Origin of the sequence: Allofournierella sp. CML151 (assembly GCF_027853465.1) — a bacterium.
Taxonomy (GTDB): Bacteria; Bacillota; Clostridia; order Oscillospirales; family Ruminococcaceae; genus Allofournierella.
The window spans coordinates 1-24,025 of record NZ_JAPNNW010000008.1 but is presented as its reverse complement, the minus strand read 5'-3'; the positions used below and the strand labels follow the sequence as shown (position 1 = coordinate 24,025).

The following is a 24,025-nucleotide window of genomic DNA, read 5'->3' as shown; positions in this document are numbered from 1 at the left end:
CCTCCCGGCTCACCGCTCATTCCCATTTGCGGCAGGCCGCGTATTTGGACCATGCCCCCGCCCGTCGGCCGGGCACCTGCACGGCCATGCGCACCAGATCGGGCAGAAAGGCGTCGTATTTTACCTCCAGAATGGTGCCCCCCGGGGCCACGGTGCAGGCAAGGGCCTCCGGGTCCAGAAAATCGGCGAGCCCGTTGCCCCGGCGCAGCGCCCGGTCCAGAGTGATGCGCACGTTGCCCGGCCGGTACACAAAGGCCTGCCGGTCGTAGCAGACCACGGTGCGCGGGCGCAGCCCGGCGCGCATTTTGCTGTACAGCTCCACCAGCAGGGGCCGGCCGCTGTGCAAGAGAAAGTCGATCTGCCCGGCCAGCAGCAGCCGCACCTCTTCCTCGCTCAGCCGGGCGCTTTGCTTTTGGCACAGGCCGTTCTGCTTGCTCTTTTTTTCCAGCCGCAGAAAGCCGGTGTCCTGCCCGTAGTACCGAAGCCGGAACTTTTCCCGCCGGTCCACCCCGTCCAGCTTCTGGCGCAGGGCGGTGTCGGCGGGGGTGTCGAAGTAAAGGCTGTTCACCCGGTACACCCCGCCCGGCCCGGCGTGCCGGTCGGCCTCAAACAGCCGCTCCAGCCGCCGGGTGAGCACCCAGTCCTCCTGGGGGGTGATCCAGTGCTTGTATTCGTGCCGCCAGACCGGCGGGCGGTCAGTCGTCATAACCGGAATCTCCGCCGTCGTCCGGTGCGTCGTAACCGGAGTCGCCGCCGTCGTCATAGCCGGAATCGCCATTGTCCGGTGCAGGTGCCGGAGCCGCCGGAGCGGGCGCGGGGGCAGTGTAGGCGGAATCGCCGTAGCCGGAGTCGCCATCGTCCGGTGCGGGTGCCGGGGCCGCGGTGGGCGCGGGAGCGGGAGCCGGAGCGGTGTAGCCGGAATCGCCATCATCGTTATAATCGGTCACACCGTCGTTGTTCGGGCCGTAGTCAGTGTCGTTGTAATCGGTCACGCCGTCGTTGTTCGGGCCGTAATCGGTGTCGTTGTAATCGGTCACGCCGTCATTGTTGGGGCCGTAGTCGGTGTCGTTATAGTCGGTCACGCCGTCGTTGTTCGGGCCGTAGTCGGTGTCGTTGTAATCGGTCACGCCGTCGTTGTTCGGGCCGTAGTCGGTGTCGTTGTAGTCGGTCACGCCGTCATTGTTCGGGCCGTAGTCGGTGTCGTTGTAATCGGTCACGCCGTCATTGTTGGGGCCGTAATCGGTGTCGTTGTAGTCGGTCACGCCATCGTTGTTCGGGCCGTAGTCGGTGTCGTTGTAGTCGGTCACGCCGTCATTGTTCGGGCCGTAGTCGGTGTCGCCATAATCGGTGGTGCCGGGGGCGGGAGTTGCCGGGGTCGGGGTGGCCGCGCCGCCGGAGCGCTGGGTCTCGGCATAATCGGTGATGCCGTCATTGTCCGGGCCGTAGTCGGTGGCGCCGTAATCAGTCACACCGTCGTTGTCCGGGCCGTAATCGGTGTCGGCGTAGTCGGTCCAGCCGTAGTTGCTCTCACCGTCCACCTCCACCGGGCTGGACAGCTGCTGGGCGGCGGTGTAGGTCTGCACCTGCTCCACGATGTCGCTGAGGAAATCATCGGCGGGCAGGCTGGAGCCCCGGGCCACCTCCAGGGTGATCTGGCGGTTCTCGCCCTCCACCTCTTCCACAAAGTAGCCGGCCTCGTTGATGCGTGCCACCAGCTCGCCGATCACGGCCTTGCACTCCTTGCCCTCATAGCCGGTGTAGCCGGTCAGGATCTCCTTGCCGTCCGGGTTGCGGCCCTCCAGGCTGGTGACCATGCCCTTGTCATCGTAGCGCACGGCGATCTCCGGGTTCACCTTCAGATAGATCACGCCCCCCTGGCTCAGGGCCGCGGGCGCGGCGGCGGTGGCGGTGCTCTGGGCGGGCTTGGAGCAGCCAGCCAGCAGGCACACGGCCATGGAAAGCGCCAACCCGGCGCCGAGCAGTGCGGTCAGTTTCTTTCTGGTCATACCATCGTCTCCTTTTTTCCTGTGATTTGTTGTTTTATGATTTCTTCAGCCGTTTGTCCTGGCTTCTGACATAGATTACGCAGCCCGTGGGGGCAAAACCGGGGTCGGAAACGAAAAATTTTAAAACTTTTTCAGTCGTCCCCGTCGTAGCCGGAATCCTGCTCCGGCTGGTCATAGCCGGAATCGCCCTGCTGGGGCGCATCGTAGCCCGAGTCGCCGCCCTGCGGAACCGGGGTGGCGGGCACTGGGGTGGCGGCGGGCGCGGGTGGTGCGGTAGGTACCGGGGCGGCAACCTGGCCGGAATCTCCATAGCCGGAATCGCCGGTTTCCGGCGCGGGAGCCGGGGCCGCGGTGGGCGCTGTGCCGTAGCCGGAATCCCCCTCCTCGCCATAACCCGAGTCGCCGGTCTGGGGCGCGGCGGCGGGAGCTCCGGGGGCCGTGCCGTAAGCAGAATCCCCGTAGCCGGAGTCATTGGGGGCCGGGGAAGGCACCGCCGTGGGTGCGGCGGTGGGTGCGGGCGCTGCCGTGGGCGCGGCGGTGGCCACCGGGATGCTCACGCTCTGGCCCACCTGCACCGTGACCCGCAGGTTCTGGTATTGCAGGTATTCCTCCAGATGGGCCTGCAGGGTCTGGTTGGTCTGGTGGGTCCAGTCCTCATCCTCCGCCTCCAGGTCGATGGTGATGGCCCCGCCAGGGGCCAGATAGCCCATGTCCACCGCCCGGTCGATCAGCTCGTCGGTCACCTGGTCCAGATGCTTGCCCTTCCAGTCGTAGCCCTCCACCAGGGCCTGACCGTCCGGGTTCACTCCCTCCAGCCCACGGGCCACGCTCTGTCGGTCCACGTCGATGCGCACCTGGGGGTTGATGGTCAGATACACCGAGGCATAGGGGGTAATGGGCGCCCGCAGCAGCACTGCCGCCATCAGCACCAGGCAGGCGGCCGCCAGCACACCCGGCAGCCAGATCAGCACCCCCTTGCTTTTGGGGGCGCGGGTGCGCATGGGCACGATGTGTTCCACCGTCTGGCCCGGCTCATAGTGAAGGTTGGCGGCCCGCACGAAGCGGCCCTCCTCATCCAGCAGGATGGCGTAGCTTGGCCTTGCCTCCATCACAAGGTATTTCATGCGGGGCGTTCACCTCCTTGCGGCGCCAGCATCTGGCAGATGTGCCCCCGGATGATCTCGTAGCCGTTGGTGTAGATCAAAAGAAGGGCGGTGATGTATTTGCGGTGCCGTTCCAGCGTTTTGCGGGCCGCGCCGGAGCCCTCGCACAGCCGTGCCATGGGCAGCTTTTTGGTGCGCAGCAGCTCCTCCAGCAGCTCGGGATGCTCCCGGGCGTAGCGCACCGCCTGCCTGCAGGCCTCCAGCGTGCGCTGCTGGCGGGGGCAGTTTTCGGCCACATCCGAAAGGGCGATGCCGAATTCCACCATGGTCGCGGTCAGCTCCCGGATCTCCGCCTGGGTGGCCAGCCGTCCCTCGGCGGCGTCCACCGGGTTTTCCGGGTCGGCCAGCCGCTCGCCCAGGGTCTGGCCCTCCTCCGGCCCGGGCTGGTCCAGCCGGGCGTGGGGGGCGTGGCGGCGCTCCCGGCGCTGCTCGTCCCGCACCCGGCTGCGGATCACCAGAGCCGCATACTGCAAAAAGCTGCCGCGTGCCCGGCTGTAGCCCCGGATGGCCTCGTGAAAGGCGATCATCCCGATGCTGAAGGCATCGTCCTGCTCGGTGCACAGGCGGCCCAGCGCCCGGCTGGCCTGGGCCTTGATGAAGGGCTGGTATTGCCGGATCAGTTCGTCGGCGCGCTCCAGGCTGGTTTTGGCCTGAGCCACCTGCTCCAGAATGGCGTGGTCGGTCTGCATAGGGTGGTCGTTCCTTTCCCCGGGCGTGGTATTACAGAATACGAAACGGGCGGCGGCAAAACCGGGGCCGGGCCGCTCATTTTCCGGTTTTTTTCCATCATACCAAGGCCCCGGGGCGCTTGTGGGCCTCCCGGCCTGGTTTTTACCCAGTTTTTCGCTGCTCTTTACCCGGCTTTTACCTTGGGTCAAGCTTCTTTTTCGCCCTGTCAGCCGCTTCTCTTCCCCTTAACCGGACGCAGCAAAAAAGGCCCCGCACCCGGAAAGCTTCCGGGCGCGGGGCCGCTGTTTCTTTTTCTGCGTTTAACCTTTGTTTTAACGGAACCAGTAGCCCACGAAGTCGTCCTTCATGACCCGGTAGCCGTTCATCATGCTGTGGTACTGGAACTGGCGGATCAGGTTGCCCTCCGAGTCGTACTCGCCGTAGACCTGGGGCACGCCGCTGTTCACCACATAGTTGCCGCCCTCCAGCAGCTGCGCGTTGGACACCACGCTGGAGTAGGGCACGTCAAAGGACCAGGCCAGCTGGAAGGTGCCCGCGTTCTCGTCCACCAGGTAGTAGTAGACGTGGCTCACGATGCTCTCGTCCTCGGTGAGGGCCTGGCCCACCGAATCCGGCAGGCTGGGGGTATAGCCGGTGCGGGTGCTGTTGGCCCAGTAGTTGTTGTCGAACATGCGCAGGTAATACTGGCCCTCGGGCAGCTGAGAGTCGTAGATCACGGTCACGTCATGCTGGCCGTACTGGGGGGTGAAATCGCCCTCCTGGGTCAGGCTGTACTGGGCAAACTCGGTGCCCTCCCAGAAGGCATCGTCGCCGATCATCCAGTCGATGGCGGGCTCCTCGTGCACGTTCTTTACCTTGATGATGGTGGAGGTCTCACGGGAGCTGACCACCACCGCGTCCTCCTCTTCCAGGTACTGCACCGAGTTCAGGTGCAGCCAGTCCCAGAGACCTGCCTGCCAGAAGAAGGAGCTGTTGGCCGCCACCTTTTCGGTGGTCACAAAGTAGTCGTTCATCAGGGCGCTGAAATCCACCAGCAGGGTCACCTCGCCGGATTCCATATCAATGGAGATCAGCTGGTCCTCCACGGTCTCGCCCTCGGTGTTGGTGGCCAGGGCCACCAGCTCGCCGTCCGGGCCCCAGTTGAAGTCGTGATGCAGCTCGAAGCGGCCCAGGTCATACACCTGCAGCACCTGGCCGATGCGGCTGATGCGGGCGATTTTATTACTGCCCACGCAGGCCAGAATCTGGTCGCCCAGGCTGAGGATGCGGTCGGAGTGGTAGCCGTCCAGCAGCATCTCGTAGCGCAGGATGCCGTCGTTGTCAAAGAAGAAGGTGTAGCCGTAGTAGTCGCTCAGGCCCATGGCGTAGAACAGGCCCTCGCTCATCTCGGCGGTGCTGTCGCCCTCGGTGGCCTCCAGCCGGTTGGCATGGCCGGAGGTGGTCCCGGGCATCTGGATGGTAAAGGTAAAGCTCTCCTTCACCTCGCCCTGCTTGTTCACCGCCTCCAGGGTCACCTGGTTCTCCTGCCCGGCCACCAGGCCGATGAGCAGAAATTCCTGCACCTTGCCGTACTCCTGGGCGGAGTTGGCGGTGGCGGTGTAGGCGGGGATGCTCTCGTCATCGGTGGTGATGGTATAGCGGATCTGGCAGTTGTAGTCGGTGGTGAAGTACAGATACAGGCCGTTGGAGCCGGTGCCGAAGGGGTTCAGCACCGCCAGGGGCTCACTGATGGTGAAGCCGCCCCGGTCCATCATGGTCATCAGGCTCTGGGCCAGGCGCTGCTGCACCTCTTCATCGTAGTAAGTAAAGCCCTCCTGCTCATACTCGCCGGGCAGGATCTGGGCCACCTCGATGCTGGCTTCCACCGGCTGGCGGTACATCTGCACGTTGATCTCATCGTCGGTGAAGGTGTAGGTGCCGGTCTCGACCTCCCATTTGTCCCGGGTGCGCTTTTCGCCGCCCACCAGATACTTGGAGACCACCAGCACGCCGGTGAGAATCACCGCGGCCAGCACGACCAGAATCGCCGCCCCCACAAGGATCTTCTTTTTCATGGTGCAATCCTCTTTCTCATTCTGTTTTATTCCTGTCTGACGCGCCCCTCCCTCAGGGGCAGTCGCCGCGCAGATATTATACAGCGTTTTTTTCGCTCTGTGGGGCCTTTTTTGCGGTTTTCATCGGTTTTTCAAATTTTTTTGCTCTTTCTTAATAATCCCATGACCAAAACGACAAAAAGTCCCTCTTTCCAAGCCGGAAAGAGGGACTTTTTCAGTCAGCACCGCGCCATTCACATCCTGCGGCTCAGGCGGCGTATCCCGCCAAAATGGTGCGGAATTGCCGTAACAGAAGTTCGCTCAGCGAACGCAGCTTGCCGCCGGGGCGGGACGGCCCGCTTCGGCCTGGCCCGCGGCCACCGCCCGCTCCAGCCGCTGGAAGTTGGGCGCCAGCACCCGGTCGTCGTGGTAGTTGGTGTCGCCGGTCATCATCAGAAAGCGCACCGGGTCGTCCATCTGGGGTAAAAGCCACACCGCCAGCCGCAGCCCCTTGCAGAACAGCTCGTCGAAGCTGTCGGTAAACAGGCGCTGGGGCTTCCAGGGATCCCGCCAGGACGCGTGGCCCAGGTTCATGGGGTCCGGCATGCTGCTGGGCGCGTCGGTGATGAACTTGGCCGACAGCAGCGGGAACTTCATCACCTTGTTCTCGAATTTTTCCACCATCTGCCGCCGCTGGGCGTTCGGGTCGTGCAGCAGGCTGGACTCAAACGAGGCCATGGTCATGGCCCGGCGCACAAAGGCCGGGCGGAAGGGCGAGCGCACCGGGAACAAATCGCCCAACGTGCCCTGCAGCACCCGCGCCAGATACTTGCTCACCAGCTGGCTTTCGGCCTCGTTCAGCCGGAACACCTGCTCCTGGCGCAGCCGGGTGTAGCTGTAGCCGCACTGGGCCATGTACCAGGCGTCGATATCGCTTTCCAGCGCGGCGTGGCGGCCATAGTAGCGGGCGCTCTTGTGGGCCGGGTCGTAGCCGGTGCGGGCGTACACAAAGGTGTGGCACACGCTGTCGCACACATAGTGGCAGTAGGCCCCCGCCAGATAGGAAAGGCAGACTCCCCGCTCGGGCTCCGACTCGGGCAGGCAGGCGAACATCTGCAGAAACAGCGCCTTCACCCGGTGGTTGTGCAGGTAGGCCCCCAGGTTCCGGTGGTTGGAAAAGGCCAGCCGCAGAAAATTGTAGGTAAACAGGTCCGGCCCCTGGCACCCCAGGAAAAAGGCCCGGGAATGCCGCTGGGCGGCCCGCTTTGCCCCGCAGTCCGGCAGACGGGCCAGGGTGCGGGCGCCGAACACACAATGGGTCACAAGGCCCGGCATACGCATTGCCTCCTTTGCAGTGAAGAAAAGCCGCTTCGCTTTTTGCGGGCGGCGGATGAACCGGCGTTTTCCGCGCGCACCCGGTTCGGGCACGGGCGCGGGCTTATATTTTTATTGTATCACATTTGCCGGGGCTCTGAGCAGGTTTGCCAATTCTTTTCACGATTTTTGCCTTGCCGCAGATGCTTTGCCCCAGCCTTCGGTTTCTTTCCCGTTTTTTTACAAAAAAGCGCATACCGCCCAGATTTTGCAGCCGGAAAGAGGCGTATTTCGTTAAAAGAGTAACAAGAAAAAACTTGCGAAATCGGCGCAAGTTGTTTATAATAAGGGCAGGTATGACAAAGCGGCTATCCGCACCGGTTGGCGCGGGCGGCCGTTCCCTTTGGGATACTTTCAAAAATGAGAGGAGAAAGAACAATGGGCTTAGGTAAAAAAACCGTTGAGGAACTGGACGTTAAGGGCAAGCGCGTTCTGGTGCGCTGCGATTTCAACGTTCCCATGAAGGAGGGCGTGATCACCAACGATAACCGCATCGTTGCCGCTCTGCCCACCATCAAGAAGCTGATCGAGAATGGCGGCAAGGTCATCCTGTGCAGCCATCTGGGCAAGCCCAAGAATGGCCCCGAAGAGAAGTTCAGCCTGGCTCCCGTGGCCGTGCGCCTGAGCGAGCTGCTGGGCAAGAACGTTGTGTTCGCCAACGACGACAACGTTGTGGGCGAGCAGGCCAAGGCCGCTGTTGCCGCTATGAACGACGGCGACGTGGTGCTGCTGCAGAACACCCGCTTCCGCAAGGAGGAGACCAAGAACCTGCCCGAGTTCAGCGAAGAGCTGGCCAGCCTGGCTGACTGCTATGTGAACGACGCCTTCGGCTCCGCTCACCGCGCTCACTGCTCCACCGCCGGCGTGACCGACTACATCAAGGACACCGCTGTTGGCTACCTGATGGAGAAGGAGATCCGCTACCTGGGCAACGCCGTGAACGATCCCGTTCGTCCCTTCACCGCCATCCTGGGCGGCGCCAAGGTTGCCGACAAGCTGAACGTGATCAGCAACCTGCTGGAGAAGGTGGACACCCTGATCATCGGCGGCGGCATGGCCTACACCTTCCTGGCTGCCAAGGGCTACGAGGTTGGCTCCAGCCTGGTGGACAACGAGAAGATCGACTACTGCAAGGAAATGATGAAGAAGGCCGAGGAGAAGGGCGTAAAGCTGCTGCTGCCTGTTGATACCGCTGTGGCCGCTTCCTTCCCCGATCCCATCGACGCTCCCATCGACGTGAAGATGGTTGCTGCCGACGCTATGCCTGCCGGCATGATGGGCCTGGACATCGGACCCGAGACCGAGAAGCTGTTTGCTGACGCCGTGAAGGCCAGCAAGACTGTTGTTTGGAACGGCCCCATGGGCGTGTTCGAGAACCCCACCCTGGCTGCCGGCACCCTGGCCGTTGCCAAGGCCATGGCCGAGTCCGACGCCACCACCGTGATCGGCGGTGGTGACAGCGCTGCTGCCGTAATGCAGCTGGGCTTCGCCGACAAGATGACCCACATCTCCACCGGCGGCGGCGCCTCCCTGGAGTACCTGGAAGGCAAGGAGCTGCCCGGCATCGCCTGCATCCAGAACGCCTAAGTTTTGAACCCAAAGCCTCAGTCGCCCCCCTTTCGCCGGGCGGCTGGGGCATTTTCCGGTTCATACCATCCGCAGGAACCATCAACAAGAAAAGTGAGGAATTTCACCATGGATAAAGCAAACCGCAAGGCCATCATCGCCGGCAACTGGAAGATGAACAAGACCGCCACCGAGGCTGTTGAGCTGATCGACGCTCTGATCCCCGCTGTGAAGGACGCCAACTGCGAAGTTGTGATCTGCACCCCCTTCACCACCCTGGTCACCGCCGTGGAGAAGACCAAGGGCACCAACATCCATGTGGGCGCCGAGAACGTGCACTTCGAGAAGAGCGGCGCCTTCACCGGCGAGATCAGCGCCGACATGCTGGTTGACCTGGGCGTTGAGTACGTGATCACCGGCCACTCCGAGCGCCGTCAGTACTTCGCCGAGACCGACGAGACCGTGAACAAGCGCACCCTGGCTGCTCTGAACGCCGGCCTGAAGGTGCTGGTATGCGTGGGCGAGAACCTGACCCAGCGTGAGCAGGGCGTGACCGAGGAGCTGGTCCGCATGCAGACCAAGATCGCTCTGAACGGCGTAACCGCTGAGCAGATGGCCAACGTGGTCATCGCTTACGAGCCCGTTTGGGCCATCGGCACCGGCAAGACTGCCACCAGCGACCAGGCTCAGGAAGTCTGCGCTGCCATCCGCAAGGTGCTGGGCGAGCTGTACGGCGAGGCTGTTGCCAAGGCTACCACCATCCAGTACGGCGGCAGCATGAACGCCGGCAACGCTGAGGAGCTGCTGGGCAAGCCCGACGTGGACGGCGGCCTGATCGGCGGCGCTTCTCTGAAGGCCGACGCTTTCGCCACCATCGTGGCTGCTGCCAGCAAGTAAGCTTTTTGTTATAACGCGCCGTCTTTGGGGCGGCGCGTTTTTTACAGTTTTGATAAGGAGTAATCCATTATGTCTAAGAAACCCCTGATGCTCTGCATTCTGGACGGCTTCGGCTGGGTGCCCAACAAGACCGAGGGCAACGCCATCGTGGCCGCCAAAACCCCCAATCTGGACAAGCTGTTCGCCACCTGCCCCTACACCACCATCGGTGCTTCCGGCATGGACGTGGGCCTGCCCGACGGCCAGATGGGCAACAGCGAGGTTGGTCACACCAACATCGGCGCCGGCCGCATCGTGTACCAGGAGCTGACCCGCATCACCAAGGCCATCCAGGACGGTTCCATCCGCTCCAATGAGGCCATTGTGAACGCCATGAAGGCTGCCATCGAAAACGGCAAGGCCATCCACCTGATGGGCCTGCTGTCCGCCGGCGGTGTTCACAGCCACATCCAGCACCTGTTCGGCCTGCTGGACATGGCCAAGGACATGGGCGCCACCGAGGTTTACGTGCACGCCATCATGGACGGCCGTGACGTTCCCCCCGATTCCGGCAAGGGCTACATCGACGAGCTGCAGGCCAAGCTGGATGAGCTGGGCGTGGGCAAGATCGCTTCCATCTCCGGCCGTTACTACGCCATGGACCGCGACAACCGCTGGGACCGCGTGGAGAAGGCCTACGCTGCCTTCGTATACGGCGAGGGCGTGAAGGGCACTCCCGCTGAGGTGATGGCAAACAGCTACGCCGAGGGCGTGACCGACGAGTTCGTGGTCCCCGCCGTGACCTGCGAGGGCGGCCGCGTATCCGAGGGCGACACCGTGATCTTCTACAACTTCCGCCCCGACCGTGCCCGTGAGATCACCCGCACCTTCGTGGACGACGCGTTCACCGGCTTCGAGCGCAAGAACGGCCGTTTCCCCGTGAACTACGTCTGCTTCACCCAGTACGACGCCACCATGCCCAACGTGGAGGTTGCCTTCAAGCCCCAGAGCCTGACCAACGTGATGGGCGAGTACCTGGCCAAGTGCGGCAAGACCCAGCTGCGCATCGCCGAGACCGAGAAGTACGCTCACGTGACCTTCTTCTTCAACGGCGGCGTGGAGGCTCCCTTCGAGGGCGAGGACCGTGCTCTGATTGCCAGCCCCAAGGTTGCCACCTACGACCTGCAGCCCGAGATGAGCGCCTTCGAGGTTGCCGACGAGTGCGTCAAGCGCATCGAGAGCGGCAAGTACGACGTGATCATCCTGAACTTCGCCAACTGCGACATGGTGGGTCACACCGGCATCTTTGAGGCCGCTGTGAAGGCCGTTGAGGCTGTGGACACCTGCGCCGGTAAGGTGATCGACGCTGTTCTGGCTGCTGGTGGTCAGGTTCTGCTGACTGCCGACCACGGCAACGCCGACCAGATGCGTGAGCCCGACGGCGCTCCCTTCACCGCTCACACCACCAACCCGGTTCCCTTCCTGGTGGCCGGCGCCGGTGACGTGAAGCTGCGCGAGGGCGGCGTTCTGGCGGACATCGCTCCCACCATGCTCAAGCTGATGGGCCTGCCCCAGCCGGAAGAGATGACCGGCAAGAGCATCATCGAGTAATTTTCCGGTTTTTCTGCCCCCGGCCTTTGGCCGGGGGCTTTTTTCACATTTTTTTCAATTTTTTTGCGGGACAAACTCCCCCTTGACGGTGTATGATTAAAATGATAAAATTATGTAATTTCAACATCATTAACCCACTTGCGAGGAGGGATTTTATATGAGCAAGCGTTGGCTTCTGCGCGCCGGCGCAGCCTTCACCGCCGCTGTGATGCTGGCGGGCACCCTGGTCTTTGCCCAGGACGAGGTGACCGAGGAGGACATCCAGGACCTGCAGAACAAGGTGGACCAGGCCCAGAGCCAGGCCCAGCAGGCCGCCGAGGACGTGCAGGAGGACATGGACGCCAAGGCCCAGGCCGAACTGCAGGCCCAGATGCTTTTGAATCAGATCAACAGCCTGAGCGACGCCCAGGCCGATATCCAGGACCAGATCGCCCAGTGTGAGGAGCAGATCACCGCCACCCAGCAGAGCTACGACGAGACCATGACCGAATACAAGGGCCAGCTGCAGGCCATGCAGAAGCTGGGCGATTCCGGCGGGGTATCGCTGATGCTGCAGGCCAACAGCCTGTATCAGCTGCTCACCTTCTCCTCCAATCTGCAGCAGCTGAGCAGCTACACCGACAGCCTGCTCACCGAGCTACAGACCCAGAAGCAGGCCCTGGAGGACCTGACCGAGGAGCTGGAGGGCAAACGCACCACCGCCGCCGAAAACCAGCAGCAGCTGGAAGAGACCCGCAAGGAATACCAGTCCCAGGTGCAGAAGCTGGACAGCCAGATCAGTGCGGGCGCCGCCGAGCAGATTGCCTACGAGGCGGAATATGAGATGCGCAAGGAGGAGCTGCAGGCCGCCGAAGCCCAGCTGGAGCAGCAGATCGCCGACGCGCTGGCCAAGGCGGAGGCCCAGGCCACCCCGACCCCGGCCCCCACGCCGGAGCCCACACCCGAGCCGACTCCGGAACCCACGCCGGAGCCTACCCCTGCCCCGGACGGTGAGAACGGCGAAACCGGTGAAGGCGGCGAGACCGGCGACGGCAGCGAGGGCGGCGAAAACCAGCCCACGCCCGAACCGACCCCTGCCCCCACCCCTGCCCCCACACCGGCTCCCACGCCCGCGCCCACCCAGGCGCCCAGCACCGGCCTGTCCATGACCTGGCCGCTGCCCGGCTACTCCACCCTGTCCACCCATTTTGGTGAGGTGATCTACGGCAGCCCCCATTACGCCATCGACATCCCCGCCCCCAAGGGTACCCCCATCGTGGCAGCGGCGGACGGCACCGTGCTGCTGGCGGGCTGGAACTCCAGCTACGGCTACTGGGCCCTGATCAACCACTCGGACGGCATCTCCACCGTATACGCCCACATGACCGAGGGCAGCCTGGCGGTGAGCGCCGGGCAGACGGTGAAGAAGGGCCAGACCATCGGCGGCGTGGGCAACACCGGCTTCTCCTTCGGCAACCACCTGCACTTTGAGGTGCGCAAGAACGGCCAGAAGGTGGACCCGCTGGGCTACGTCTCCCCCTGACCGTTCCCCTGTTTTCCAGACACAAAAGTCCCCGCCCCGGAACAATCCGGGGCGGGGACTTTTCTTATGGCCTTGGGGGAAAGGGCCGTTGCAGTCTCACATCAGGGCTTTTTGTAGCCGCACTTGGGGCACACGCCGTTCTCGTTCAGGGCGATGCCGCACAGAGGGCAGCGGTCGATGTTGTTATGGGTCTCGAACTCGGCGCTGGCCGCGTTCACGCCGCTGGTGAAGGTGATTTTTGCAATGTTCAGCTTGTCCTTCAGCAGGTCGTAGACGATCTTGATCATGCCCTCCACGGTCAGGGTCTCCTTGGTCACCACCAGGCGGCACTCCGGGTAGGCGGTGGCCAGCTCGGTCTTAAAGGCCGGGCCCTTCATCTGGTTCTGGGGTGCACCGCCGCGGATGCCCTGCTCCTCATACACCTTCAGCACCGCGGGCAGCAGGGGGTCATTCTCTCGCAGAATCAGCGCATGGTCAAAGTTTTTCAGCACTTCCCAGGCAGTCTTCTGAATCTCGTTGCAGGGGAACACCATGTTCACGCCCGGCTCCACCGTGTCTTCCACTTCAATGGTCAGCACGCCGGTGTGTCCGTGCAGATACTGGGCTTCGCCCTTGAAGCCATAAAAACGGTGGGCATACTGCAGATCCAATTTGGTGATACTTCTCATAAGATAACCTCCTTAACTGTTTTTGATTGCTTGCGTTTTGGGGAGCTTTTCGCCCCGGCCGCCGGGGATGCGGCCTCGCCTGTTCGGCCCGTTCATGGCTTCGGCGCTTGGGAGAAAAGCATTAACAGGAATATTTCCTGATTAGATGATACACGCTTTTTCTCCTATTGTCAAGAATAATTCCTATTATTTTGATCCAATTTTGAAAATAAGCCATTCTATACAAAAAATCCGCCGCTGTTTTGTTCCAAACAACGGCGGTTTTCGTTTCAATTTTGTTCATTGAGGGCAGGCACACAAAAGCGCCCGCGCAGGTTTGTAGCCGGCGCGGGCGCTTGTTTTGCTTATGTAGGAATCAGAATTTGGCCAGGATCTTGCCCTCGTCCTGCCGGTCAAACAGCACTGCGCTGATGTGATCCAGGTAAATCAGGGCCAGATGCTTGCCGCTGTCAGCCTTGTAGGCCTCCTTCAGGTCGGGCATGGCTTCGTACACCGCCGCGTAGGTCTCGGGGCTGCGGTCGAAGTTCACGGTGCCCTGAATGCGCAGGAAGGTCTCTTCGCCGGTGGCCACGCACAGCTCCAGGTTGGTGTTGTCCAGCAGCTGCTTGTAGGCTTCCTTGTCCTTGCACAGGGCCAGGTAGAAGTAACCCTTATAAATCATATAGTGGTTCACGGGGCGCACACGGGGGCAGTAGCCCTCCACAGTGGCCAGATACATCGTGGGTCTTGCCTTTAAAAGCTCCATCAATTCATCCATCATGAATCCCTCTCTCCCAGCGTGCCTGGTCCGCCGCCCCCTCCTGGGGCCTTGCCGCACGGCTCAGGCCGCTTTTCTTCTATTATAGCATCCATCCCCCGGGGTGCAAGTACAAATTTATTACGGCACCACCGTACATGTTCGTGCCTGTTCCTTCTATAAAAGGCACTCACACTTCCACCACGCCGGTGTAAACGGTCTTGGCCGGGCCGGTCATCCGGATCTGCCAGTCCTGGCCCACCCGGATGGTCAGCCGCCCGCCGGGCAGGTCCAGGGCGATGTCGGTATCCGGCTCGCACAGCCGCAGCATCACCGCGGCCGCCGCCGAGGCGCAGGCCCCGGTGCCGCAGGCCAGCGTCTCGCCGCTGCCCCGCTCCCACACCCGCATGGCCAGGTGGTTTTTGCCCATCACCTGAATGAACTCGGTGTTCACATGCTCGGGAAAAGCCGGGTGATTCTCAAAGCCGGGGCCGATGCGCTCCAGGTCCAGGCTCTGCACATCCTCCACCACGGTCACGCAGTGGGGGTTGCCCATGGAGAGGGCGGTCACCTGCCAGGGCAGGCCATCCACCGCAATGGCCCGGTTGATCACCGGGTCCGGCCCCAGGCCCTTCACCGGCACCAGGGCAGGCTCGAACTCGGCGGCGCCCATCTCCACCTGCCAGATGCCCTCGCCCTTGCGGGAAAGGTGCTTGATGCCCGCCAGCGTCTCGATGGTCATCTCGTCCCCGGCCACCTTGTGCTCATACAGCCACTGGGCCACGCAGCGGATGCCGTTGCCGCACATGGCGCTCTCGCTGCCGTCGGCGTTGAACATGCGCATGGTGGCGTCGGCCACCTGGGAGGGGGCGATGCAGATCAGCCCGTCCGACCCCACGGAGAACCGCCGGGGGCTTAACCGCCGGGCCAGCTCGGGGGCATTGTCGATCATGCCCTTCAAACAATCCAGATAAATGTAGTCGTTGCCGCAGCCATGCATTTTGGTGAATTCCAGCCGCATGCCCATCCCCTCCTGTCGCGTTCGGGCACGCAGCAGCGGCCCGTTGATTCTGCTTTTATTATAGCCGGATTTGGCCCGGCGCACAAGAAGCGGCTTCGCAGGCCTTTTTTGCCTTGTTTTAAAGATTTAACCCTTGACAAGGTTCCACAGATACGCTATAAAATGTATAGTAATCAAAAGGCAGCCCCGCACGGTTCACGCCTAACGGCTCAGGCGGCGCTGCCCTGAACAAACCCGGCATCCGGGCATATAATAAGGAGAGTTTTGGAATATGGATACTTTCGAGCGCATCCGTGAGCTTCTGGCGGAGCAGCTGGACATCGACGAGGAAAAGATCACCATGGACAGCAACATCCTGGAGGACTTCGAGGCCGACAGCCTGGACGTGGTCGATATGGTCATGAGCCTGGAGGATGAGTTCGGCGTGGAGATCCCCGACGAGGAGATCGAGAATCTGCACACCGTGGGCGATGTGGTCCGCTACGTGGAAGACAACACCTGATCCCACCCCAATCACATCATGCTGCCTCTCCGGCAGGCCGGCCGGCCCGCCTGGGGGGCTTATTTTTGCCCGGGGGTTCCGAGGCGACGAGTAAGGAAGGAAAAAGCAAATGAGCGAGCAGAAGAAGAAACTGGTGGAGGCCATCACCCCCATCAACGAGGACTTTACCCAGTGGTACACCGACGTATGCCTGAAGGCCGAGCTGGTGGACTACTCCACCGTAAAGGGCTGCATGATCCTGCGCCCCTACGGCTACGCCATCTGGGAGAACATCACCCACATTCTGGACGGCATGTTCAAGGCCACCGGTCACGAGAACGTGGCCATGCCCATCTTCATCCCCGAAAGCCTTCTGCAAAAGGAGAAGGACCACGTGGAGGGCTTTGCCCCCGAGGTGGCCTGGGTCACCTACGGCGGTACCGAGAAGCTGGAAGAGCGCATGTGCGTGCGCCCCACCAGTGAGACCCTGTTCTGCGACCACTTCGCCCATGTGCTGCATTCCTGGCGCGACCTGCCCATGAAGTACAACCAGTGGTGCAGCGTGGTGCGCTGGGAGAAGACCACCCGTCCCTTCCTGCGCAGCCGCGAGTTCTGGTGGCAGGAGGGCCACACCATCCACGAGACCGCCGAGGAGGCCAAGCAGGAGACCGAGCAGCAGCTGAACACCTACGCCGACTTCTGCGAGAACTACCTGATGATCCCCGTGGTAAAGGGCAAGAAGACCGACAAGGAGAAGTTTGCCGGCGCTGAGGCCACCTACACCATCGAGGCCATGATGCACGACGGCAAGGCCCTGCAGAGCGGCACCAGCCACTACTTCGGCGACGGCTTCTCCCGCGCCTTCAACGTGCAGTTCACCGGCCGTGACAACACCCTGCAGTACCCCCACCAGACCAGCTGGGGCGTGTCCACCCGCCTGATCGGCGCCATCATCATGACCCACGGCGACGACGAGGGCCTGATTCTGCCTCCCGCCATCGCCCCCTTCCAGGTGGTCATCGTGCCCGTTGCCGCCCACAAGCCCGGCGTGACCGAGAAGGCCGAGGAGCTGGCCGCCCGCGTTTCCAAGTTTGCCCGCGTCAAGCTGGACAATAGCGATAACTCCCCCGGCTGGAAGTTCAGCCAGTGGGAGATGAAGGGCGTGCCCCTGCGTCTGGAGATCGGCCCCAAGGACATCGAGAAGAACCAGTGCGTGCTGGTGCGCCGCGATACCCGCGAGAAGTACTTCGTGAGCCTGGATGACCTGGAGACCGAGATCCCCCGCCTGCTGAATGAGCTGGCTCAGAACATCTACAACCGTGCTCTGGAAAACCGCGAGAACCGCACCTGGAGCGCCACCACCATGGACGAGGTCAAGGAGCTGGCCGAGAAGAACAACGGCTACATCAAGACCATGTGGTGCGGCGACCTGGCCTGCGAGGAGAAGATGAAGGAAGAGGTTGGCCTGTCCAGCCGCTGCATGCCCTTCGAGCAGGAGCACATCAGCGACGTTTGCCCCTGCTGCGGCAAGCCTGCCAACCTGATGGTCTACTGGGGCAAGGCTTACTAAGCCGCACCCTTTGCAGCCCGCATTTTGCAACAACACCCGTCCCTTCGGAAGTGTCCGAGGGGGCGGGTTTTCTGTTCTGTACAAAAAACGCGGGGATTTTTCTCCTTCTCCCCGCCCAGCATTTTATCCAGTTTGTGCAATGAGCGGGGCCCCCGGTTCGTTTTCAGGGTAAGAGGAGTATTTTTTAACGATCTTTTTCTCCCACTCCCCGAAAAAGGAGGGATTTTCCATGACCCGCAGCTTGTTCCGTTTCGCCGCCCTGGCCCTCTGTGCCGGGCTGATTTTCACCGGCTGCGCCCCCGCCGCGCCCGCGTCCTCGGGGGCTCCGTCCGGCTCGGCGGCCGCCGAGAGCACCACGCCCGAGCCCACCACCATCCCCCTGCCGGACCCGCTGCCGGAGCCTCTCCAGCCCACCGAGGAGGAGCTGGCCGCCATCACCGATGTGCTGGAGACCCGGTTCCGGGCCGACTGGGACCGTCCGGGCCGGTACCTGACCGCCCGGCTGGACAGCGTGCAGGTGATCCCGCCAAAGGAGTGGGCGGACCTTCAGATCCCGCTGACCGACAACACCCCCTGGCTGGACGGCAGAAGCTGCCTGGACTGCATCACCGACCCGGGCGGCTGCCTGCTGATGGTGCGGACCACCACCGAATACACCCCCGAGGCCATTCTCTGCGGGCCCCAGTATTCCGACGGCACAGCCGACTACGTGTATCTGGCCCTGAAAGAAGAAGCGGGCTGGACCATCGCGGACGGCTGGCGCTATTACATGGGCGGCGAGCCACCAGAGCCCAGCCCGGACCCGGCCCAGGTGGAGCTGGGCCTGACCCGGAACCAGTGGGTGATGCTGCAGCACCAGACCCGGGCGCTGGCCCTTTCCGGCATCTTCCGGGACCTTGACGATCCCTTAACCGAACTGACCGCCGAGGAATGGGCCAATTACCTGTATGCCCGGTCCGAGGGCTGGTTCGGCCTGGCGGAGGACGGCTCCACCGAAGCCCCCGCAGGCACCATTTTCCGGGCAGACTTCACCGACCGGATCAGCGGCGAGGACCCGACCCCCGCCGCACTGGAAAACACAGAGGAGCCGCTGCCCGCCCCCTGTGCGGGCTGTGAGGAGATCAAAACGCTGCTGGACGCGGACCCGAACGCCATCGCCTACAGCCGCACCGGCGACGTGGTCACCGCCACCCTGACCCTGCCGCTGGAAAGCGGCACCGTGGCCATGGAATACACCTTCGGCCTTGTGCCGGACGACACTGGCCCGGTGAGCCGCACCTGGCTGCAAAGCGCCCACCGGCTGTGAATGCCAACCGCGCCCGGATTGATCCGGGCGCGGTTTTTTCCGTCTTTTTCTTCTGCCAAAGTTTTTTCTCCTTTTTCAGCCAATTCGCCTATTGACAAGATATGTTTTTGTCCGATTTGCCGGGTTTGCTCAACTTTTTTGTGCAAATTATCCCTGTGATTCGTCCGTCTTTGCCGGTTTGACCGGGGCGATTTACAGCTCTGTCGTGGACAAGTGTTCGTTTTTATGCTACACTGGAACAACTTAGTTTTTTCAAACAGCGATTCAACGCTTTCTTATGACGCTTTCTTATAAGGAGGGAGCAGCGTGCAGCGATTATCCAAAAGGGACTGCTTCTTTGTGGGCCTGACCCTGTTTTCCATGTTTTTCGGCGCGGGCAATTTGATCTTTCCGCCCTTTCTGGGCGCGCAGGCGGGCGCCGATACCTGGCCCGCCATGATCGGCTTTGCCATGAGCGCCATCGGCCTGCCCGTTCTGGGCGTGGTGGCGGTGGCCCAGTCCGGCGGGCTGCCGGTGCTGGCAGGCCGGGTGGGCAAAAAGTTCGCCTGGCTGTTCACCCTGCTCATCTATGTTTCCATCGGGCCGGGGCTTGCCATCCCCCGCACCGCCAGCACCTCCTTTGAAATGGCGGTGAGCCCCTTCTGGCCAAACGCTCCCCTCTGGGTGCTGTGCGTTTACTCCTTCGTATTCTTCGCGGTGGCCATGCTGGTGGCCTTCAAGCCGGAAAAGCTCACCGACCGGCTGGGCAAGGCGCTGGGGCCCATCCTGCTGGTGCTGATCTTCGTTATGGTGGCAGGCTGCTTTGTGAACGCCCCCGGCGGCTACGGTGTGCCCAGCGGCAACTACACCGGCAACGTGGTGGCCCAGGGCTTTGTGGACGGCTACCAGACCATGGACACCATTGCCGCCTTGAACTTCGGCATCATCATCGCGCTGAACATCCAAAACCGGGGCGTGACCGATGAAAAATCGGTGGTGCGCCACACCATCCGCGCGGGCTGGATCGCGGGTGCGGTGCTGCTTGTGGTCTACTCGGCGCTGGCCCACATCGGCGCGGTGAGCGGCGGCAGCTTCGACAATTACTCCAACGGCGCGGGCGTGCTCACCAATCTGATGAGCTGGATGTACGGCCCGGCGGGCACCGCTCTGCTCGGCCTGATCTTCGTGATCGCCTGCCTGAACACCTGCATCGGTCTGTTCAGCTGCTGCAGCGAATACTTCAGCCTGCAGTGGCCCAAAATCCCCTACAAGGCCTGGGTGGTCATCTTCGCGGTGATCAGCTTCTTTGTTTCCATCGCCGGGCTGGACACCATCCTGGCCATCTCGGTGCCCATCCTCAGCGCCATCTACCCGGTGGCCATCGTGCTCATCGCGCTGGGCCTCGCCCACCGCATCACCGGCAAGGCGCCTTTGTGCTACCCGGTGGCAGTGGCCTTCACCATTCTGATGAGCGTACCCGGCGCTCTGGTGCAGGCAAAGCTGCTGGGCGGTCCGGTGGCGGCCTTCTTCGAAGGCCTGCCCCTGTATACCGAGGGCCTTTACTGGCTGCTGCCCGCCGTTCTGGGCGGTGTGCTGGGCGCGCTGGCCAGCTGCCTGGGTCTGGGCCGCCGCCGCAAATTCTGATTTTCTCCTCTATATGCATTTTCTCCCCAACATGCACAAGGCCCCCGCAGGGCAGCGGCTGTACTGCCGCCCCGCGGGGGCCTTGTGTTTTGTTTTGTATTCTGGAAAAGAGAAAAATCCTTTGCCGCTGCTCAGTCGTTGAAGACATATTTGTCCAGCCGGTGGAAGGCCTCCTGAATCCGGGAAAGCGGCGAAGCCACATTCATTCGGATATGGCAGGGTCCCCGGAAGGCCCGGCCGTCCTGCCAGCCGACGCCCACCGCCCAGCCGGCCTTCAGAATCTCATCCAGCGTGCGGCCGGTGCGGCTGCAGTATTCGGTCAGGTCCAGGAACAGCATATAGGTTCCCTGGGGCATGGAAACCTGCACGCCCCGGTAATGCTCCCGGATGTGCTCATAGGCATAGCGGCAGTTGCCCTCCAGTACCTGCAGCAGCTCCTTCACCCATTCCTCGCCCTCCTGGCTGTAGGCGCCCAGCAGCGCATGCATGGAAAGCACGTTCATCTCGTTGTAATGGGTGGAGTTTCCCTCGCCGGTCACCCGGTCGCGCAGATACTGGTTGTAAATGATGTGATAGCTGCCGGTCAGACCCGCCAGATTGAAGGTTTTGGAGGGGGCATACACCGCCACCGTGTGCTCTCTTGCCCAGTCGTTCACCATCAGGGTGGGGGTGTGCTTATGACCGGTGTACACAATGTCCGCCCAGATTTCATCGCTGATTACCAGGCACTGATTCTTTTCGAACACCTCCATGGCCTTTTCCAGCTCCCAGCGCTCCCACACCCGGCCCGCCGGGTTGTGGGGCGAGCAGAAGATGGCCAGATGGATCTGGTTCTCCCGCAGCTTCCAGTCCATGTCCTCATAGTCCATCCGCCATATCCCCTGCTCATCCAGCACAAGGGGGCTGTACACCGGCACCCGCCCCAGCATATCCACATCCGCCTTGAAGCCCACATAGACCGGACTGTGCAGAAGAATTCTGTCGCCGGGGGCCGACAGGGTCTTCACCGCGCTGGTCACGCAGCCGTGCACCCCGTTTTCGTAGCCGATGAATTCCTTTTTCAGATCGACGAAGCCGTTGCGGCGGGTTCGCCAGCTTATGATTCTGGAAAAGTATTCCTCCCGGGGCTGAAAATAACCGTACAGTGGATGCTCCGCCCGCCGGATGATGGCAGCCGGTACCGCCGGGCAGGTGGCAAAATTCATATCCGCCACCCACATGGGGATGGAGTCAAACCCCTGCTTCGGGGCCTCCGGCTCACTGCCCCAGTACCTCTGGCCGATGCCTTCAACAGCAGTTGCATCAAAGCCCCGCCGGTCAATGATGGAAGTAAAATCGTATTTCATTGCACTCGTCTCCTTTTCCGCGCAAAGGGTGCCCGCTTTCAGGCAAACACCTCCCGGCTGCGGCGCACATCGTCGGCGTAGGCCTCGTTGATGCGCTGCTGCACCCGCAGATAAAGCGCCAGCTCCTCCTCGGTGAACTCGGCCAGCCGGTCAAAGGTTCGCTGCTGGCAGTCGGCGCTGAAGGCGGCGTGGTCCCGGTACAGGGCCTGACCGCTCTCGGTCAGCTGCAGCTTGTACTGGCGGTTGTTTTCGGCGTTGCGCAGCTGCTCCACCAGCCCCTTCTCCCGCAGCTTGCGCAGCGTCTGCGAGCAGGCGCTGGGGGTCTTGCGCAGAATGCTGGCCAGATCCGCCGCGGTGATGCCCGGGTACAGGGCAATCAGGTCGATCATATGGGCCTGGGCCTGATACAGCATACACGCGCCGTAGCGGTGGGGCATGGCGTCGTATTCACACATCAGGTCGTAGGCCTGGTTCTGCTGGTTCCATACCTGCTCCAGCAATTCACTGCGCTTTTCGTCGTTCACAGCCGTGTTCCTCCCGTCTTGTTTTGCCTGCACCGAGTCCTCAGGGCTGGCCGGTCAGGTCCCGCACCACCTTGCCCGCGATGATCAGCCCCGCCGCCCCCGGCACAAAGCTCACGCTGCCGGGGGTCTGCTTTTTGGGGTTGCCTGCCCGCACCGCAGCGCCCGGCACCTCGGCCGGTCCGTCCAGCTGCTTGGGGGTGAGGGCGGGCTCGGTGGAATACACCACCGGAATGTTCCTGTAGCCCCTTGCCCGGCACTCCCGGCGCATCACCCGGGCCAGAGGGCAGGCGGTGGTCTTCTCGATGGTGGTCAGCTCCAGCAGCTCCGGGTGCAGCTTGTTGCCGGTGCCCATGCTGGAAATCACCGGCACCCCGGCAGCCAGCGCCCGGCCGATGATCTCCAGCTTGGCGGTCACGGTGTCCACCGCGTCCACCACATAGCTGGCCCCCTCAAAGGGAATCTGATCGGCGGTGTCCGGCATGTAAAACAGGGCGCGGGCCTGGACCCGGCAGTCCGGGTTAATGGCCCGGATGCGCTCGGCGGCCACCTCCACCTTGCTGCGGCCCACCGTGTCGGTGAGGGCGATCAGCTGGCGGTTGCGGTTGGAGTCGGCGATGGTGTCGTCGTCCACCAGGGTCAGGCGGCCCACGCCTGCCCGGGCCAGGGCCTCGGCCACGTAGCCGCCCACACCGCCCACGCCGAACAGAATCACGTGGGCGGCGTGCAGGGCGTTCACGCCCTCCTCGCCAAGCAGAAGGGCGGTGCGCCGTTCAAAGGGTGCGATGCTCATGGGTCTTGGTTCTCCTTTTGGGGGTAAATCGTTTGGATGAAAAAGGGCCGGGGGCATGTTCCCCCGGCCCGGCGCTCGCTCAGCGCTCGAAGGTCATGTTCAGGTCGGTGCTCCAGCTCTCGCCGGCGGCCAGGGCGGCGGCGCAGGGCTTGTCGTTCCAGTTGCCGGTGGCAGTCTCGGTGTCCGGCAGGCTGTGCCAGGGCTCGATGCACACGAAGTGCAGCTCGGGGTTGCCCACGGCGCTCCAGATCAGGGTGTAGGGGAAGCCCTCCAGGTCCACGGTGATGCGGCGGCCGGTGTCCTTCTCCACCACGCTCAGGGTCTTGGCGGTCAGCTTGCTCATGCAGATGGAATCGTGGTCGAACATCCGGTCGTCCATGGGGATGACGTCGCTGTTCTCCATCAGCACGCGGGTGGCGCCGGTGACCAGGCCGCTGGTGGCGCCGGTCTCGATGACCACGGGGGTCTGGGGCGCGTCAAAGCGCAGCTCGTAGTCGGCGGTGGTGTGCTTGTCGTCAAAGGGCAGCGCGAAGCCCGGGTGGAAGCCGAAGCCGAAGCGCAGCTCTTTGTCGCCGGTGTTGGTCACGGTGATGGTCTGGCGCAGGGTACGGCCGGTCAGGGTGAAGGTGCTCTCCAGGGCAAAATCCCGGGGCAGCTTCTGGCGGGTGGCCTCATTGGAGCGCAGCACAAAGCGCATCACGCCGTTTTCGGCACCCACAAACTCGTGCTCCAGGTCGCGGCCGAAGCCGTGCTGGCCGCCCTCGTAGGTCTCGCCGTCCAGGGTGTAGTGGCCGCCGTTCAGCTTGCCGCAGTAGGGGAACAGGATGGGTGCGCGGCGGGGCCACACATCCTTCTGGCCGTCCCACATCATCTCGGCGCCGGTGGCCTTGTCCACCACGCTCACCAGCTCGGCACCCTTGGACTCCACGGTGACGGTCAAAAATTCATTTTCAATGGTATGCTGCATAAAAACGCTGCCCCTTTCTTTTTGGTAAAGACGTTATCTAAAGTATAGTACACCCGAGGCAAAATTCCAAGAGTGTCGATTGGCACGTTTGCGGAATATTCTGGAACCAGAGCGGGCGGGGTGCACCCGCCCGCACGCCAAATACGAAACCG

The 24,025-nt window shown here is 62.6% G+C and carries 23 protein-coding genes; 9 read left to right on the top strand and 14 right to left on the bottom strand.

Annotated features, from left to right (window positions below):
* Positions 1 to 16 precede the first annotated feature (16 nt).
* From PH256_RS07500 to PH256_RS07475, 6 genes are all read right to left on the bottom strand, one after another.
* Positions 17 to 706: a polyphosphate polymerase domain-containing protein gene (locus PH256_RS07500; protein ID WP_270913617.1), complete on the bottom strand. Its 690-nt coding sequence runs from the start codon at positions 704 to 706 to the stop codon at positions 17 to 19.
* The gene (locus PH256_RS07495) at positions 696 to 2,006 is read right to left on the bottom strand and encodes an anti-sigma-I factor RsgI family protein (protein WP_270913615.1); all 1,311 of its coding nucleotides are present in this window, start codon (positions 2,004 to 2,006) and stop codon (positions 696 to 698) included. Before PH256_RS07495 ends, PH256_RS07500 begins: the two co-directional genes overlap by 11 nt.
* A 131-nt stretch (positions 2,007 to 2,137) precedes the next feature.
* Positions 2,138 to 3,130, bottom strand: a complete 993-nt coding sequence (locus PH256_RS07490; protein WP_270913614.1) for an anti-sigma-I factor RsgI family protein — start codon at positions 3,128 to 3,130, stop codon at positions 2,138 to 2,140.
* A complete protein-coding gene (locus PH256_RS07485) occupies positions 3,127 to 3,858 on the bottom strand; it encodes a sigma-70 family RNA polymerase sigma factor (protein ID WP_270913613.1) in 732 nt (243 codons plus the stop codon). The genes PH256_RS07490 and PH256_RS07485 overlap by 4 nt, the downstream gene beginning before the upstream one ends.
* Before the next feature lie 312 nt (positions 3,859 to 4,170).
* Complete coding sequence (locus tag PH256_RS07480) at positions 4,171 to 5,913, bottom strand: aryl-sulfate sulfotransferase (protein ID WP_270913612.1); 1,743 nt, start codon at positions 5,911 to 5,913, stop codon at positions 4,171 to 4,173.
* A 300-nt stretch (positions 5,914 to 6,213) separates the two neighbouring features.
* The gene (locus PH256_RS07475) at positions 6,214 to 7,227 is read right to left on the bottom strand and encodes a zinc dependent phospholipase C family protein (RefSeq protein WP_270913611.1); all 1,014 of its coding nucleotides are present in this window, start codon (positions 7,225 to 7,227) and stop codon (positions 6,214 to 6,216) included.
* A 55-nt stretch (positions 7,228 to 7,282) separates the two neighbouring features.
* Here PH256_RS07475 and PH256_RS07470 point away from each other — a divergent pair, with 55 nt between their 5' ends.
* The 5 genes from PH256_RS07470 to PH256_RS07450 all read left to right on the top strand — a co-directional run bounded on the left by PH256_RS07470 (position 7,283) and on the right by PH256_RS07450 (position 12,841).
* Positions 7,283 to 7,504, top strand: coding sequence for a hypothetical protein (locus tag PH256_RS07470; protein ID WP_270913610.1), 222 nt, complete (start codon positions 7,283 to 7,285; stop codon positions 7,502 to 7,504).
* Positions 7,505 to 7,644: 140 nt separating this feature from the next.
* Positions 7,645 to 8,853: a phosphoglycerate kinase gene (locus tag PH256_RS07465; protein ID WP_087185497.1), complete on the top strand. Its 1,209-nt coding sequence runs from the start codon at positions 7,645 to 7,647 to the stop codon at positions 8,851 to 8,853.
* A 108-nt stretch (positions 8,854 to 8,961) separates the two neighbouring features.
* Positions 8,962 to 9,729: a triose-phosphate isomerase gene (gene tpiA, locus PH256_RS07460; protein WP_087185498.1), complete on the top strand. Its 768-nt coding sequence runs from the start codon at positions 8,962 to 8,964 to the stop codon at positions 9,727 to 9,729.
* 69 nt (positions 9,730 to 9,798) lie between these two features.
* Positions 9,799 to 11,319, top strand: coding sequence for a 2,3-bisphosphoglycerate-independent phosphoglycerate mutase (gene gpmI, locus PH256_RS07455; RefSeq protein WP_270913608.1), 1,521 nt, complete (start codon positions 9,799 to 9,801; stop codon positions 11,317 to 11,319).
* 157 nt (positions 11,320 to 11,476) lie between these two features.
* On the top strand, positions 11,477 to 12,841 hold the full coding sequence (locus PH256_RS07450) for a murein hydrolase activator EnvC family protein (protein WP_270913607.1): 1,365 nt from the start codon (positions 11,477 to 11,479) through the stop codon (positions 12,839 to 12,841).
* 101 nt (positions 12,842 to 12,942) lie between these two features.
* Here the strand turns inward: PH256_RS07450 and PH256_RS07445 are convergent, their stop codons facing one another.
* The 3 genes from PH256_RS07445 to dapF all read right to left on the bottom strand — a co-directional run bounded on the left by PH256_RS07445 (position 12,943) and on the right by dapF (position 15,266).
* Complete coding sequence (locus tag PH256_RS07445) at positions 12,943 to 13,509, bottom strand: 6-carboxytetrahydropterin synthase (protein WP_270913606.1); 567 nt, start codon at positions 13,507 to 13,509, stop codon at positions 12,943 to 12,945.
* A gap of 355 nt (positions 13,510 to 13,864) precedes the next feature.
* Positions 13,865 to 14,269 carry a pyridoxamine 5'-phosphate oxidase family protein gene (locus tag PH256_RS07440; RefSeq protein ID WP_270913604.1) on the bottom strand — a complete coding sequence of 135 codons (405 nt, stop codon included), beginning with the start codon at positions 14,267 to 14,269 and terminating at the stop codon, positions 13,865 to 13,867.
* A gap of 166 nt (positions 14,270 to 14,435) precedes the next feature.
* A complete protein-coding gene (gene dapF / locus PH256_RS07435) occupies positions 14,436 to 15,266 on the bottom strand; it encodes a diaminopimelate epimerase (protein ID WP_270913603.1) in 831 nt (276 codons plus the stop codon).
* A 271-nt stretch (positions 15,267 to 15,537) separates the two neighbouring features.
* Here dapF and acpP point away from each other — a divergent pair, with 271 nt between their 5' ends.
* The 4 genes from acpP (at position 15,538) to brnQ (ending at position 20,246) form a co-directional block, all read left to right on the top strand.
* A complete protein-coding gene (acpP, locus tag PH256_RS07430) occupies positions 15,538 to 15,768 on the top strand; it encodes an acyl carrier protein (RefSeq protein WP_058964107.1) in 231 nt (76 codons plus the stop codon).
* A 109-nt stretch (positions 15,769 to 15,877) separates the two neighbouring features.
* Entirely contained in the window at positions 15,878 to 17,317 is a 1,440-nt protein-coding gene (gene proS, locus PH256_RS07425; RefSeq protein ID WP_087183031.1) for a proline--tRNA ligase, read from the top strand.
* Positions 17,318 to 17,546: 229 nt separating this feature from the next.
* The gene (locus PH256_RS07420; RefSeq protein WP_270913602.1) at positions 17,547 to 18,623 is read left to right on the top strand and encodes a hypothetical protein; all 1,077 of its coding nucleotides are present in this window, start codon (positions 17,547 to 17,549) and stop codon (positions 18,621 to 18,623) included.
* A 306-nt stretch (positions 18,624 to 18,929) separates the two neighbouring features.
* Positions 18,930 to 20,246 (top strand): branched-chain amino acid transport system II carrier protein, encoded by a 1,317-nt coding sequence (gene brnQ / locus PH256_RS07415; RefSeq protein WP_270913601.1) that lies wholly within the window; start codon positions 18,930 to 18,932, stop codon positions 20,244 to 20,246.
* A gap of 131 nt (positions 20,247 to 20,377) precedes the next feature.
* On the opposite strand, the gene PH256_RS07410 is transcribed toward brnQ, so the two are convergent.
* From PH256_RS07410 to PH256_RS07390, 5 genes are all read right to left on the bottom strand, one after another.
* Entirely contained in the window at positions 20,378 to 21,592 is a 1,215-nt protein-coding gene (locus PH256_RS07410; protein WP_270913600.1) for a MalY/PatB family protein, read from the bottom strand.
* 38 nt (positions 21,593 to 21,630) lie between these two features.
* Positions 21,631 to 22,116, bottom strand: a complete 486-nt coding sequence (locus PH256_RS07405; protein ID WP_270913599.1) for a MarR family winged helix-turn-helix transcriptional regulator — start codon at positions 22,114 to 22,116, stop codon at positions 21,631 to 21,633.
* A 40-nt stretch (positions 22,117 to 22,156) separates the two neighbouring features.
* Positions 22,157 to 22,906 (bottom strand): tRNA threonylcarbamoyladenosine dehydratase, encoded by a 750-nt coding sequence (locus tag PH256_RS07400; RefSeq protein WP_270913598.1) that lies wholly within the window; start codon positions 22,904 to 22,906, stop codon positions 22,157 to 22,159.
* A gap of 79 nt (positions 22,907 to 22,985) precedes the next feature.
* Positions 22,986 to 23,873 (bottom strand): aldose 1-epimerase family protein, encoded by an 888-nt coding sequence (locus tag PH256_RS07395; RefSeq protein ID WP_270913597.1) that lies wholly within the window; start codon positions 23,871 to 23,873, stop codon positions 22,986 to 22,988.
* Positions 23,843 to 24,025, bottom strand: a 183-nt coding sequence (locus tag PH256_RS07390) for a hypothetical protein (protein ID WP_270913596.1), incomplete at its 5' end; no start/stop codon positions are given. The genes PH256_RS07390 and PH256_RS07395, both read right to left, overlap by 31 nt.

Excerpts from the sequence above, each read along its gene's own strand:
- PH256_RS07475 (WP_270913611.1), bottom strand. The coding sequence starts at position 7,227 with ATGCCGGGCCTTGTGACCCATTGTGTGTTCGGCGCCCGCACCCTGGCC.
- PH256_RS07450 (WP_270913607.1), top strand. The coding sequence starts at position 11,477 with ATGAGCAAGCGTTGGCTTCTGCGCGCCGGCGCAGCCTTCACCGCCGCT.
- PH256_RS07500 (WP_270913617.1), bottom strand. The coding sequence starts at position 706 with ATGACGACTGACCGCCCGCCGGTCTGGCGGCACGAATACAAGCACTGG.
- PH256_RS07495 (WP_270913615.1), bottom strand. The coding sequence starts at position 2,006 with ATGACCAGAAAGAAACTGACCGCACTGCTCGGCGCCGGGTTGGCGCTT.
- PH256_RS07410 (WP_270913600.1), bottom strand. The coding sequence starts at position 21,592 with ATGAAATACGATTTTACTTCCATCATTGACCGGCGGGGCTTTGATGCA.
- tpiA (WP_087185498.1), top strand. The coding sequence starts at position 8,962 with ATGGATAAAGCAAACCGCAAGGCCATCATCGCCGGCAACTGGAAGATG.
- PH256_RS07420 (WP_270913602.1), top strand. The coding sequence starts at position 17,547 with ATGACCCGCAGCTTGTTCCGTTTCGCCGCCCTGGCCCTCTGTGCCGGG.
- proS (WP_087183031.1), top strand. The coding sequence starts at position 15,878 with ATGAGCGAGCAGAAGAAGAAACTGGTGGAGGCCATCACCCCCATCAAC.
- acpP (WP_058964107.1), top strand. The coding sequence starts at position 15,538 with ATGGATACTTTCGAGCGCATCCGTGAGCTTCTGGCGGAGCAGCTGGAC.
- PH256_RS07400 (WP_270913598.1), bottom strand. The coding sequence starts at position 22,906 with ATGAGCATCGCACCCTTTGAACGGCGCACCGCCCTTCTGCTTGGCGAG.
- PH256_RS07490 (WP_270913614.1), bottom strand. The coding sequence starts at position 3,130 with ATGAAATACCTTGTGATGGAGGCAAGGCCAAGCTACGCCATCCTGCTG.
- PH256_RS07440 (WP_270913604.1), bottom strand. The coding sequence starts at position 14,269 with ATGATGGATGAATTGATGGAGCTTTTAAAGGCAAGACCCACGATGTAT.
- gpmI (WP_270913608.1), top strand. The coding sequence starts at position 9,799 with ATGTCTAAGAAACCCCTGATGCTCTGCATTCTGGACGGCTTCGGCTGG.
- PH256_RS07445 (WP_270913606.1), bottom strand. The coding sequence starts at position 13,509 with ATGAGAAGTATCACCAAATTGGATCTGCAGTATGCCCACCGTTTTTAT.
- PH256_RS07395 (WP_270913597.1), bottom strand. The coding sequence starts at position 23,873 with ATGCAGCATACCATTGAAAATGAATTTTTGACCGTCACCGTGGAGTCC.
- PH256_RS07465 (WP_087185497.1), top strand. The coding sequence starts at position 7,645 with ATGGGCTTAGGTAAAAAAACCGTTGAGGAACTGGACGTTAAGGGCAAG.
- PH256_RS07485 (WP_270913613.1), bottom strand. The coding sequence starts at position 3,858 with ATGCAGACCGACCACGCCATTCTGGAGCAGGTGGCTCAGGCCAAAACC.
- dapF (WP_270913603.1), bottom strand. The coding sequence starts at position 15,266 with ATGCGGCTGGAATTCACCAAAATGCATGGCTGCGGCAACGACTACATT.
- PH256_RS07470 (WP_270913610.1), top strand. The coding sequence starts at position 7,283 with ATGAACCGGCGTTTTCCGCGCGCACCCGGTTCGGGCACGGGCGCGGGC.
- PH256_RS07480 (WP_270913612.1), bottom strand. The coding sequence starts at position 5,913 with ATGAAAAAGAAGATCCTTGTGGGGGCGGCGATTCTGGTCGTGCTGGCC.